Source organism: Brevibacillus choshinensis (genome assembly GCF_001420695.1).
Classification (GTDB): domain Bacteria; phylum Bacillota; class Bacilli; order Brevibacillales; family Brevibacillaceae; genus Brevibacillus; species Brevibacillus choshinensis.
The window spans coordinates 462,501-474,065 of sequence record NZ_LJJB01000010.1 but is presented as its reverse complement, the minus strand read 5'-3'; the positions used below and the strand labels follow the sequence as shown (position 1 = coordinate 474,065).

The window sequence follows — 11,565 nt, the reverse complement described above, 5'->3', positions numbered from 1 at the left end:
AGCGAATGCCTAATTCCTTCATCAATCGATAGACACGCTTGTGATTGATTTGTAATCCTTCTTTGCGTAGGGCAACTGTTATTCGTAAGTAACCGTAATAAGGATGCACGCGATGGATACTTAAGATATGTTCCTTTAGATTGACTTCCTTTTCGCAGCGTCGAACAGCTGACTCTTTGGACTTTCTCCATTTGTAATATCCCGCACGGGATACTTTTGCAAAACTGAGTAACCATGATAATCGATATCTGGTTCGCATTTGTTCAATGATTGAGAACCTTGCTTTCTTCGAAGTCACTCCCCGTTTAGATTTGGATATCGCTTTTTTAGATATTCATTCTCCGCTTTTATGTAAGCTAGCTCTTCCTCAATGCTTGTGAATTTGGATTTTGGACGCCCTTTTCGCCAGGTTTGATTAGATCGATAAGCTGTCAGTGTCTCCCCAATACGAACCTTATTAACCCAGTTCAACACCTGTCTTTTTTCTGGAATACCTAATCTTCTGGCGACTTCTCTAGACGATACTCCGGACTCGTAAAGACGTACCGCTTCCATTTTTTCCTCTTCCGTATAGACCTTATATGTCTGTCCCTTTTTAGCCATAAAAAATCCCCTCTGGTCAATTGTGTCTTACCCAATTGTAACAGTGGGGTTTTAAACACAGTCAACCATGAGGGGATATTACCACAAATAAGGGTTTTCTCGTTTGTGCCTATATCTACTTCTACCGATTATCCACTTTCTCCGGATACATATCATGATTCATCAACCGATGCATCGCCATTTCCTCGTACTTGGTTCCAGGCTTCCCATAATTGCAGTACGGATCGATTGAAATGCCGCCGCGCGGAGTAAACTTGCCCCATACCTCGATATAGCGCGGATCCATCAGCTTGATCAGGTCATTCATGATGATGTTTACGCAGTCCTCGTGAAAGTCGCCATGATTACGGAACGAAAACAAGTAGAGCTTGAGTGCTTTGCTCTCGACCATTTTGATGTCGGGGATGTAGCTGATGTAGATGGTCGCAAAGTCAGGCTGTCCGGTAATCGGGCACAGGCTAGTGAATTCTGGACAGTTGAATTTGACGAAGTAATCGCGATACGGATGCTTGTTGTCAAAGGACTCCAGCACACTTGGATCATAGGTATTCGGGTAAGTAGTGCCCTGATTGCCCAAGAGCGTCAGAGAAGAAAGATCGCGTTCCTGTTGATTAGCCATATAGGGTATGCCTCATTTCCATTCGTATTTTGTTCTTCTATTAAAAGCGGCTTTAGTCGCCTTATTCGTATCGTAACGCTACTTACACGCCGCGCTTATTGCCCCAGACGAGAGCGTGCAGCTGTGGAAGTACTTTCACATCATTTAGATCAGGAGCAGCCATAGCCATATTGATCAACCATTCAAACGTCTCCAGCAGTTTCACGCGCAGCTCCGCGGTGTTCGCTTCTACGAGGTCGGCATTTCCCGGCTGCAAGTAGAAAGGAATGCTCGGATAACGGCGGTGGATGCTGCGGGCGTATTCGAAGTCTGTTTCATCAAAGACGACGACCTTCAAGCTAACTCCCGGGTGATTCGCTTTGAGCATATTCGCAACGATCCGGTCCAGTACATCGAAGTCCGTTTGCATACCGGAGCTCGGTGGCTTAGGGGAGATGGTGACATCATCGATCTGTGTCAGCCAGTCCTGCCATTTACTGCCCTGTGTCTCGACTGCCGAGCGAATGCCATGAGCCTTCAATAGCTCAATCAGTCCTCCGATGCTCTCCAGCAAAGCGGGATTACCACCAGAGATGGTCACATGGGAAAAGCAGTCACCGCCTAAAAGGGAAAGCTCCTCCCAGATTTCCTCTGCTGTCATCTGTTTGATTTCATTTCGAGCAGAGCCGTCCCAAGTAAAGGCGGAGTCGCACCAGCTGCAGCGGTAATCGCAGCCGGCAGTACGCACGAACATCGTTTTTTGTCCGATGACCATGCCTTCTCCTTGGATGGTGGGCCCGAAGATTTCTAGTACGGGAATGCGGCTCATTCGTACATCCACTCCCGTCTTGCTTCGGCGTAGCTGGTGGGTGTCTCAAACAAGCGAACGAATTCCACGCGTGCTCCGTTGTATCTGTCACGGTAAGCTTCTGACTGCAGTTGGTTCTCCATTTGCTCGAACATCCAGACGACCATGTTTTCTGCCGTGGTATTCATAGGAGGGAGCATCTCATTTAAATAGCGATGATCCAGATAGATCTCGATGTGCTCTTTCCATATTTGCTTGATGTCACCAAAATCGATGACCAGCCCGATTTCGTCAGGATGACCGCTGATCCCAAAAACGACCTGGTACGTATGGCCGTGAAGGTTTTTGCATTTGCCTTCGTAGGCGTGCAGATGGTGGGCTGCGTCAAAGGTAAATTCTTTACTGACCAAGACGCGTTTGTTGTGATAGCGCAGCTGGGACTTTTCAATATGTGTGCCAAGCTGCTGCATGCGGTCGACAATGCGAAAGTCAAAGGAGTTCGCGCTCATCAGGCATGCTCTCCTTGCAGGTTTTTCTCGGAAAGGTACGTGTCCAGGCCGGCTTTTCGCAAATGGCAGGCAGGGCATTCGCCACAGCCATCCCCTTTGATGCCGTTGTAGCAAGTGAGGGTTTTCTCGCGGATATAGGTGAAAGCACCCAGATCGTCCGCCAGCTTCCATGTTTCCGCCTTGTTAAGCCACATGAGTGGAGTGTGAATCACAAACGGATAATCCATCGACAGGTTAAGCGTCACATTCAGGGATTTGACAAACGAATCGCGGCAATCTGGATAGCCGCTAAAATCCGTCTCGCATACGCCCGTGATCAAATGACGCGCGCCTCGCTGTTTGGCAAATACGCCTGCAAACGAGAGAAACAGCAGGTTGCGCCCGTCGACGAATGTAGAAGGCAGCTGACCTTCCTCTTGGGTGATATCGATGTCTGTGCGGGTGAGGGCATTGGGTGCGAGCTGATTCAACAGGCTCATATCCAATACGGTGTTGGCCACGCCGAGCTCCTGGGCGATCTCTTGGGCACATTCGATTTCTAGCTTGTGCCGTTGCCCGTAGTCAAACGTGATCGTTTCTACTTCGCCAAATTGTTGCTTCGCCCAGAACAGGCAAGTCGTGCTGTCCTGTCCTCCGCTGAATACAACGACGGCTTTTTCCTTTTTCATCGCTCTCCATCTCCTTTACGTGTTTGGGGAAGAAAGAGAGTTCTTGAACTTTGCTCTGAAAAAAAACAAAACAATACCAAGGAAAGGTACTGTTGTACACCTTAGTTTTTTATAGAGGGAGTTCGCGAACCTCTCCCATGCTTTCCGCATGGATTTCGTATTCGGTTGGGCAAATGCAGGCTTTGCCCTCTGCTAGTATACTACAGATCGGATATATGTGGGCTGTTGTTATCTGGTTTTTACTCGTGTAAATACGATTGACGCCCGAATAGCGGACTGCTAGTATGGCGTTGCGAAGATGAAACGATCATGCCGTGGAGATGATGACGAGGATGAAATACAGCACATTGGTAGAAGAGTATCGCGGTGGCGTTTTGGAAAATGTCCACTATGGCGTGGTTTGCGGTGTGAATGAGCGAGGCGAGGTCATCTACTCGTCGGGGGATGACATGCACATCGCTTTTTTACGGTCTGCAGCCAAGCCGTTTCAGGCCATTCCTGTCGCCAAGCAGAAAATTGATGAAAAGTTCGGACTGACAAGCAGAGAAGCGGCCTTGTTCGCCGCTTCACATCGTGGCGAAGCGTACCATATGGAAGCATTGGAATCTCTCTTGAAGAAAACGGGGATCGCGGAAGAAGAATTGCTCACGAATCCAACCTATCCATTAAATGATGAACCGAAATTTGCCTGCCTGTCTCAAGGGGTAGCCAAGCGCCGGTTATTTCACAATTGCTCTGGAAAGCATTTGGGCTTTCTCGCGTTATCCAAAGAGCGTGGCTTTTCCACCGATGATTACTACGAGATTGAGCATCCGGCGCAACAAGAAGCACTGGACGCTTTTGCCGATCTGGCGGATTATCCGAGAGAGCAGATTCAGCTAGGGGTAGACGGCTGCGGATTTCCTGTTTTCGCGTTGCCACTCAAACACTTGGCGATCTCTTATTTGAAGCTCGCCTGTCCAGATCTGATCGAGGACCAGGAAACGCACGAAGCCGTGGTCAAAATTACAGGCTGGATGACGGAAAACCCTGACATTGTCGCAAGCCACAATTTTACTTGCACGGCCTTGCTGGAAGATCCGAATATCATTGCCAAAGGCGGAGCTATGGGTGTATACGGTTTTGCACTCAAAAAGGAAAGAATCAGTTTTGCGCTCAAGGTGATCGACGGATCCGAGCTTGTGTGGCCGCTCGTGATTGCATCGATCCTGACGCAGATCGGCTACGACAACGAAGCTACCATCAAACGATTGCAAGCATTGGTGCCCGAAGAAATCAAAAACGATAATCAACGGGTCGTCGGGGAAAAAAGAGCGGTGTTTACGCTGGAAAAACGGTAACATTTCCTACGACTTCACTTGTTTGCACAAACCGTCCTGACCATTTACGATGTCCACATTATGAAAAAAGAGCGGAGGAATGGGAATGTTCGTGGAAGTCATTGCGACCTCGGTGGAGGATGCGAAACGTGCCGAGCGGGGGGGAGCGGACCGGCTAGAGCTGATTACAGGCATTTTGGAAGGCGGATTAACTCCTAGCTGGGGATTGGTGGAAGCAGTTGTCAAAGCTGTTTCTATCCCCGTCAATGTCATGGTACGCCCCCACAGCCAGACGTTTTGCTATACACAGGACGATTTGTACGTGATGCGTGAAGATGTTCGGGTCATCCGTGAAATCGGTGCAGCCGGGATTGTCATAGGCATGCTTACGGATGAGAAGCAGCTCGATCTGAAAGGATTGGAAAGGCTCCTGGCCGAAGCAGATGGTCTGGACGTGACCTTCCACCGTGCGTTTGACGAAGCGTCGGACCAGCTGGAAGCTGCCAGAACCATTTTGCGCTATCCGCAAATACGTCATATCCTGACTTCAGGGGGACAAAAAAGCGCATTAGAGGGAGCAGCGTGCATTGCCGAGCTCGTTCAACTGACCGCGCATACACAGCTCTCCATTTTGGCTGGCAGCGGATTGTCTCTGGAAAACGTCAAGGGCCTCGTCGACAAGACAGGTGTGAGCGAAATCCATTTTGGTACAGGAGTCCGGGAAGACGGACAAGCTCTCAAATACGTAGACGTTCAAAAAGTTCAAGCGTTGAAGAATGTGTTTCAACGATAGCAGTATCATACAAAAATAACCTAAGAAAGCCGGAGTCACCAAGGTGAGCGTTTCGGCTTTTTTAATTTTTGTCAGAAAATTTCATTTTGTTTGACGGTTTTCGGTGGAAGTGTTAGGATGATTATGAAACAAAACGAAACTTATCGAAACAAAATGAAACATAGATACGATGAACGTAGTCATGTCATTCATCGCGAGGAGGACGTTTTCCATGTTAGCGACAGAGAGACACAGCAAGATTCTAGCGAATGTGAACAAGGAAAAGACCGTAACTGTCGCTGAGCTGAGCAAGCTGTTGGATGTATCTGAGGTCACGATTCGCAAAGATTTAATCAAGCTGGAGCAAGAAGGATTGTTGTCAAGAGTGCATGGCGGAGCGTCGATTGCCAACTTTTTGCCCGTCGAACGCAGCTTTATAGAAAAGCAGGCAGAGCGGATGGAAGAAAAGGCGCGAATTGCCCGACAGGCGCTCCGTCACGTACAGCCAGGAGATACATTGATCCTCGGAGCAGGAACGACAACGATGGAGCTCGCCAAGCTGCTAGGCGAAGTGGCGGAGCTGACGGTTGTAACCAATGCTGTTAACGTAGCTATGGAGCTGAACAGCCATGTGGTACACCATGTTATCCTGATTGGCGGGGAAATGCGGGCAAAATCTTTCGCGCTCGTAGGGACTGTTGCAGAGGACAACTTGAAAAAGCTGTCCGTCTACAAATGCTTTATCGGTGCAGATGGAATTCATGAGCAGGATGGATTCTCCACGTTGTCTCTGGCGGAGAGTAAAGTAAACCGGGTCATGATGGAACGCTCGCGGAAGGTTTACGTCTTGGCCGACCACACCAAGTTTGGCGAGTCGCATTTCAGCAGCTTCGCAGATTTGTCCGATGTGGACCGGATTATTACAGATCGCTTGGATATACAGACGCAAGCCTCGTTTCTCGAACTCGGGGTCAAGATTGAAGTAGCGCAAGCCTAATGGACAAGGAGTGATCCGGACATGTCATTAGTATCATCGACGGAAATGCTGAGGCGGGCACGGAAGGAAGGGTACTGCGTCGGTGCGTTTAACGTGCATACGCTGGAAATGCTGCAGGCGGTAGTGGAAGCGGCGGAGGAAGCCCAGTCTCCACTGATTCTCCAGACCACGGTGGGAACGGTCAAGCATCTGGGGCCGGAATATGTGGCGGCGATTGCGCAGGTGGCTGCGGCGTCGGTTCAAGTCCCTATCGCTCTGCATCTGGATCACTGTCACGACTATGAACTGATCGAGCGTTGCATCAAGGCTGGTTATACTTCTGTGATGATCGATGCCTCCATGCACCCGTTTACGCAAAATGTGGAGCAGACGAAGCGGGTCGTAGAGCTGGCGCATCGTACAGGGGTCAACGTAGAAGCGGAGCTGGGAAAAGTGGGTGGCGTCGAGGACGAATTGGTGGTGGCAGAAGCAGATGCCGTGCTGGCCGATCCGCAGGAGTGCGAGGAATTCGCTGCCTTGACAGGGGTGGATACGCTGGCACCTGCGATCGGTACCGCGCACGGCATGTATAAAGGCGAGCCCAAAATCGCTTTCTCTCGTCTGGAGCAGATCGCGGGTAGAGTCGGGGTGCCACTGGTTCTACACGGTGGATCCGGCATTCCTGAAGAACAGGTAAAGCGCGCCGTATCGCTGGGGATGGCTAAAATGAACGTGGCGACTGAGCTTCGCATTGCTTTTTCAAACGCAATCAAGCAGGTGTTTGGTGAAAATCCCGAGGAAAATGATCCGCGGACGTACATGAAGCGGGCCAAGCAGGCAGTAAAGGCGATCGCTCAAGCGAAAATGACCATGTGTGGGTGTATAGGCAAAGCAGCAGGACAGTAAAACGTAAAGTCCTTCCAACTACTTGCAGGAACGAAAGGATGAGCAGATATGCGGGTCAATCTGGATGATGTAGGGGCAATCGAAAGGCTGGACACAATCAAGGCGTTACGGGATACGGATGAATACGACGAACAATTTTCAGAAGGATGGGAATTATCTGGTCAATTTGATGTCTCAGCAATTACAGGTCCTATTGACCGTATCGTCGTGCTCGGGACCGGCGGAGGGTCTGCTGCCAGCGTCAATCTGCTCAAGTCTTACTTGTTTGACGAGCTGCGTGTGCCCCTTCAGCTGAATCAGGGCTATACGATTCCCGCCTTTGTCAACGAGAGTACACTCGTGATCGTCGTCAGTCATTCGGGTAATACGGAGGAAGTGATAAGTGGTTACGAGCAGGCGATCGTAGCCAAAGCGCAGATTGCCGTCATTACAGCGGGCGGTCAGGTTTTGAAAATGGCGCGCAGTAACAATCATGCGCACCTCGTAGTTCCAGGAGGAATGATGCCAAGGATTGCGCTCGGCTACATTTTTCTGCCGATGCTGTCTATTCTGACACGTCTAGGGATGGTGACAGACAAATCTGAGGAAGTCACGGAGACGATTGGTCTGTTTGCCCTTCTGCGTCAGCAATACGGCCTGCAATCACCGCTCGCGACGAACCCTGCCAAGCGCCTCGCACGAGAGATGGACGGTCTGACACCTGTCATTTACGGGACTCTTCCTTTTTTTGATGCTCCGGCCTGGCGATGGAAAAACCAGCTGGGGGAAAATGGGAAGGTCATGGCTTTCTGGAACGCAATTCCCAGTCTGCATCACGATGAGGCAGTAGGATGGGATGCTCCTGCCGCTATGTTGAAAGGCTACCATTTTACCTTGATCCGTGATGTGGAGGACAGTGAAAAGACATGCAAACGGGTAGAGATCAGTGCAGACATCCTCCGAGAGCGGGCTGGCGCCGTTCAGGTCGTGCATTCTCAAGGCATTTCAAGACTGGCACGCCTTTTCTCTATTGTATATCTGGCTGACTACGTGACCTTGTATACCGCCCTGATCCGTGGTGTCGATCCGACTCCGGTTGAGGTCATCAATCTTTTCAAGAGCAAGATGGGGCAGCCGCTCGTTCAGGTGCAGGTACGATAGGATGCTCGTGACCGTTACGTTAAACGCCGCGATTGACAAAACATACCGACTTCCAAAGCTTATTCCAGGCCAGCTACACCGTACGCAAGAACAACTGAGCCTGCCAGGCGGCAAAGGGATCAATGTAGCACGGGTAGCGAGAACACTGGGAACGGACGTGATCGCGACTGGCTTTGTCGCAGGACACAACGGACGATTCATCGCGGAGGGCTGTGCCAAGATGGGGATCGCTCCAGCCTTCGTGGAAACGGAAGGGGAATCACGCTGCTGTCTCACGTTTTTGGATGAAGAGAGCGGCGAGGTAACCGAAGTACTAGAGCAGGGGCCAGTCGTATCTGATCGCGCATTTGAGCAATTAAAAGGCAAGCTGAGGCTTCTGGCGAGTCAAGCCAGCTATGTCAGCTTCTCCGGGAGCTTGCCTGCAGGAGTGCCTTTGGATGCGTATCAGATTTTGATTGAGCTCGTTCGTCTGGCGGGTGCGCTCCCGGTACTCGATGCGAGTGGAACTGCGCTCGTCCACGGATTGAAAGCTCAGCCTTACTTAGTAAAGCCGAACCGTGATGAGGCAGAAGCGTTGCTCGGCTATCGGCTGGAAAGTGAAACTGCCATTGGGCAGGCTCTACGCGACATTCATTCGCATGGGGCACAGAGGGTTCTCTTGTCAATGGGGGAGCAGGGGGCGTGGTTTTCAGCGGGAGAGGAGCAGCTGCATTTTCCTGTTGTCCAGGTAGAGAACGCCGTCAATCCTGTCGGATGCGGGGATGCCTTGCTGGCAGGCATGATCGCCGGCAGGTTGAAAGGCCTGGAATGGAGTGCAGCTGTCCAGATGGGAATGGCGAGTGCGGCAGCCAATTTATTGGCTGTAGGGGCAGGAATCGTGGACCCCGAATTCGTTGAACGGTTGCTGCGGCCCACGCTTACGCAGAAGCAGGAAGGTTCTTGACTTGATGACGAAGGAAGAGAGGGGGCTGAGCATGCGGCACGTAATCGGTCTGGATGTGGGTGGGACGACGATGAAAGGGGCAGTGCTCGATGAGACGGGACGCATCCTTGCTCGCGGGAGTAGAGAGACGAGACTGCACAACAACCTGCCTCTTTTGATCGAGCGAATGGCGGATTTGATCGAGGAGCTGCAAAAGAGCGTCCATGAAACGGTTGAAGCGGTAGGTGTCGGATTCCCCGGTCCTTTTGATGCCGCAAATGGTATTTCCATTCACTCGCCCAATCTGAGTCTGCGTCAAGTAGACGTGCGGACTCCGTTGGCAGCAGCAGTCCGATTACCTCTGGCTTTTGAGAACGACTTGCGGACTGCGACCTTAGGGGAAGCCGTGTTTGGTGCAGGGAAAGGTGTCAGTCACATGACGTTTATCCCCATTGGAACAGGGATTGGCATGGGCAACATCATCGAGGGGCAGTTGTTGCGTGGGGCGTTTGGTCTATCCGGAGAGCTCGGTCACATTACCGTTCCAGGTAATACCGCCGTATGCAACTGTGGAAAAATAGGCTGCGTGGAGACAGTGGCATCAGCAGCAGGCATCGTCCGCTTGGCGAAAGAAGGATTGCAACGAGCCATGGAAGAAATTCCTGAGGAAGCGCAAATGCTGCCTCTTGTGCAAATGGCAGGTGGTGACCTGGAAAGATTGACTGCGCAGGATGTGGCTGTCGCCGTTCTCAAAGGTGATCCCATCGCGGCAGAGACATGGAAGGAAGTATGTGAAATAACAGGTTGGGCAGTTTCGCTGATCGTCAATTTGTTTAATCCTCAAATGGTGGTCATCGGCGGTGGCGTTTCCGAAGCGGGGGATCTGCTCATCGATCCGGTTCGGCGAAGTGTCAAACGGCATGTGATGAAAGCAGGTCATGAAAATACTAGGATTGTTCGAGCCTCGTTGGGGCCAGATGCTGGTATGTTGGGTGCGGGAGTGCTTGCCTTGCGAACAGACATCTGGAGCGGAGAAAGTGTGACTCGTCTGGTTGAATAATTGCGCGCTGAATCAGAAAGTGGCGACGTCTGCTGATCTAACAGGCGTCTTTTTTATCGTCATCGGCGTGATCCAAATAATCCTGTCCTAACCGTTTTCATAATTGTATGATAAAGAGGACAAAGACCGATGTACTTACACAAACAAATAAACAAACGAGAGGAAGGGGTGACAACCATGGATAAAGTAAATCTCGCAGAAAAATTCTCGAAGTTCGATGAATGCTGGAGCCCGAAGATCGTAGGAACAGTCAATGATTCACATATAAAGGTGGTAAAGCTGCAAGGGGAGTTCGTCTGGCATCATCATGAAGAGGAAGACGAGCTGTTCCTGGTCATCAAAGGAAGGTTGCAAATGCAATTTCGCGACCGGGAAGTCTGGGTAGAAGAGGGCGAGTTTATCATCGTTCCGAAAGGTGTGGAGCATCGTCCCGTAGCGCCGGAGGTATGTCATGTCGTGCTGATGGAACCGACAAGTACGTTGAACACCGGAAATGTAACGAATGAAAGAACAGTAGCAGAACTAGAGCAGATCTGATGCCAGGGAGGGTCGATAAATAGATGGAGCAATTACGACAAAAGCTGTCTGACTTGCTAGCCAAAGCACAAGGAAGCTGGGGAGTCGTGGTGGAAGACTTGGATCACGGAACACGCTTTGAGCATCGCGCAGAGGAATCCTTTATTGCAGAGAGCGTCATCAAAGTACCAATCATGGCAGCCGTGTACGCAGCGGCGGATCGAGGACAGTTTACCATGGATGATCGTCTCTCCTTGCGAAAAGAAGATCTTGTCAAAGGCTCGGGACTGCTGTATACGCTGTCGCCAGGACTGAAGCTGACCATCCGAGAGCTGGTTACCTTGATGATCATTCAAAGCGACAATACAGCGACAAACGTTCTAATTGATTTGGTGGGAAAAGAGCGAATCGATCAGACCATGTTCGAGCTCGGTATGCAGCAGAGCAAATATTCCCGCAAGCTCATGATTTACCCTGTAGATATCTCGGAAAACAACACAATCACTGCTTGTGATGTGTCCCGGATGCTTGGCAGATTGGCAACTAGCAAATTCCTCTCACATCGGGCATGCGAGGAAATGATCGGGATCATGAAAAAGCAGCAAGTTCGCAACGGTTTACCTTCTTTGCTCCCATCACCTGAAGACGAGACAGACTGGGAAATAGCTTGCAAGTCTGGCTGGGACACAGGAAGGCAGCATGATGTTGGGGTCTTGTACGTGGGGGATCGCCGTTTTTCCATCGTGGCTCTATCGCAGAATGTTCAAG

At 50.7% G+C, this 11,565-nt stretch carries 13 protein-coding genes, 1 pseudogene and 1 riboswitch (1 of these 15 cut by a window edge); of the genes and pseudogenes, 9 read left to right on the top strand and 5 right to left on the bottom strand.

Annotated features, from left to right (window positions below):
• The 5 genes and pseudogenes from AN963_RS30320 to queC form a co-directional block, all read right to left on the bottom strand.
• Window positions 1-603 (bottom strand): annotated as a pseudogene (locus AN963_RS30320) (IS3 family transposase); the annotation flags it as partial.
• A 121-nt stretch (window positions 604-724) separates the two neighbouring features.
• The gene (gene queF / locus AN963_RS12540; protein WP_055744927.1) at window positions 725-1,222 is read right to left on the bottom strand and encodes a preQ(1) synthase; all 498 of its coding nucleotides are present in this window, start codon (window positions 1,220-1,222) and stop codon (window positions 725-727) included.
• Between the two features lie 82 nt (window positions 1,223-1,304).
• Window positions 1,305-2,030, bottom strand: a complete 726-nt coding sequence (gene queE, locus AN963_RS12535) for a 7-carboxy-7-deazaguanine synthase QueE (RefSeq protein ID WP_055744926.1) — start codon at window positions 2,028-2,030, stop codon at window positions 1,305-1,307.
• Window positions 2,027-2,518: a 6-carboxytetrahydropterin synthase QueD gene (gene queD, locus AN963_RS12530; RefSeq protein ID WP_055744925.1), complete on the bottom strand. Its 492-nt coding sequence runs from the start codon at window positions 2,516-2,518 to the stop codon at window positions 2,027-2,029. The genes queE and queD overlap by 4 nt, the downstream gene beginning before the upstream one ends.
• Entirely contained in the window at window positions 2,518-3,186 is a 669-nt protein-coding gene (gene queC / locus AN963_RS12525) for a 7-cyano-7-deazaguanine synthase QueC (protein WP_055744924.1), read from the bottom strand. Before queC ends, queD begins: the two co-directional genes overlap by 1 nt.
• A 95-nt stretch (window positions 3,187-3,281) precedes the next feature.
• Window positions 3,282-3,325, bottom strand: a riboswitch (PreQ1 riboswitch).
• 193 nt (window positions 3,326-3,518) lie between these two features.
• Here queC and AN963_RS12520 point away from each other — a divergent pair.
• From AN963_RS12520 to AN963_RS12480, 9 genes are all read left to right on the top strand, one after another.
• Complete coding sequence (locus tag AN963_RS12520) at window positions 3,519-4,526, top strand: asparaginase (protein WP_055744923.1); 1,008 nt, start codon at window positions 3,519-3,521, stop codon at window positions 4,524-4,526.
• An 85-nt stretch (window positions 4,527-4,611) separates the two neighbouring features.
• A complete protein-coding gene (locus AN963_RS12515; protein WP_055744922.1) occupies window positions 4,612-5,298 on the top strand; it encodes a copper homeostasis protein CutC in 687 nt (228 codons plus the stop codon).
• Window positions 5,299-5,509: 211 nt separating this feature from the next.
• Window positions 5,510-6,274: a DeoR/GlpR family DNA-binding transcription regulator gene (locus AN963_RS12510; RefSeq protein WP_055744921.1), complete on the top strand. Its 765-nt coding sequence runs from the start codon at window positions 5,510-5,512 to the stop codon at window positions 6,272-6,274.
• A gap of 21 nt (window positions 6,275-6,295) precedes the next feature.
• Window positions 6,296-7,159, top strand: coding sequence for a class II fructose-1,6-bisphosphate aldolase (gene fba, locus AN963_RS12505; protein WP_055744920.1), 864 nt, complete (start codon window positions 6,296-6,298; stop codon window positions 7,157-7,159).
• Window positions 7,160-7,207: 48 nt separating this feature from the next.
• Entirely contained in the window at window positions 7,208-8,299 is a 1,092-nt protein-coding gene (locus AN963_RS12500) for a bifunctional phosphoglucose/phosphomannose isomerase (RefSeq protein WP_055744919.1), read from the top strand.
• Window position 8,300: 1 nt separating this feature from the next.
• A complete protein-coding gene (locus AN963_RS12495) occupies window positions 8,301-9,242 on the top strand; it encodes a 1-phosphofructokinase family hexose kinase (RefSeq protein ID WP_055744918.1) in 942 nt (313 codons plus the stop codon).
• 31 nt (window positions 9,243-9,273) lie between these two features.
• Entirely contained in the window at window positions 9,274-10,281 is a 1,008-nt protein-coding gene (locus AN963_RS12490; RefSeq protein ID WP_055746272.1) for an ROK family protein, read from the top strand.
• A 177-nt stretch (window positions 10,282-10,458) separates the two neighbouring features.
• Complete coding sequence (locus AN963_RS12485) at window positions 10,459-10,818, top strand: cupin domain-containing protein (RefSeq protein WP_055746271.1); 360 nt, start codon at window positions 10,459-10,461, stop codon at window positions 10,816-10,818.
• 23 nt (window positions 10,819-10,841) lie between these two features.
• Window positions 10,842-11,565, top strand: the 5' portion of a protein-coding gene (locus tag AN963_RS12480) for a serine hydrolase (RefSeq protein WP_055744917.1). Its footprint extends 77 nt past the window's final position; only the first 724 of its 801 coding nucleotides appear in the window; it begins with the start codon at window positions 10,842-10,844; the stop codon falls past the right edge of the window.

Coding starts and splice junctions, on each gene's coding strand:
- queF (WP_055744927.1), bottom strand. CDS start 1,222: ATGGCTAATCAACAGGAACGCGATCTTTCTTCTCTGACGCTCTTGGGC.
- queE (WP_055744926.1), bottom strand. CDS start 2,030: ATGAGCCGCATTCCCGTACTAGAAATCTTCGGGCCCACCATCCAAGGA.
- queD (WP_055744925.1), bottom strand. CDS start 2,518: ATGAGCGCGAACTCCTTTGACTTTCGCATTGTCGACCGCATGCAGCAG.
- queC (WP_055744924.1), bottom strand. CDS start 3,186: ATGAAAAAGGAAAAAGCCGTCGTTGTATTCAGCGGAGGACAGGACAGC.
- AN963_RS12520 (WP_055744923.1), top strand. CDS start 3,519: ATGAAATACAGCACATTGGTAGAAGAGTATCGCGGTGGCGTTTTGGAA.
- AN963_RS12515 (WP_055744922.1), top strand. CDS start 4,612: ATGTTCGTGGAAGTCATTGCGACCTCGGTGGAGGATGCGAAACGTGCC.
- AN963_RS12510 (WP_055744921.1), top strand. CDS start 5,510: ATGTTAGCGACAGAGAGACACAGCAAGATTCTAGCGAATGTGAACAAG.
- fba (WP_055744920.1), top strand. CDS start 6,296: ATGTCATTAGTATCATCGACGGAAATGCTGAGGCGGGCACGGAAGGAA.
- AN963_RS12500 (WP_055744919.1), top strand. CDS start 7,208: ATGCGGGTCAATCTGGATGATGTAGGGGCAATCGAAAGGCTGGACACA.
- AN963_RS12495 (WP_055744918.1), top strand. CDS start 8,301: ATGCTCGTGACCGTTACGTTAAACGCCGCGATTGACAAAACATACCGA.
- AN963_RS12490 (WP_055746272.1), top strand. CDS start 9,274: ATGCGGCACGTAATCGGTCTGGATGTGGGTGGGACGACGATGAAAGGG.
- AN963_RS12485 (WP_055746271.1), top strand. CDS start 10,459: ATGGATAAAGTAAATCTCGCAGAAAAATTCTCGAAGTTCGATGAATGC.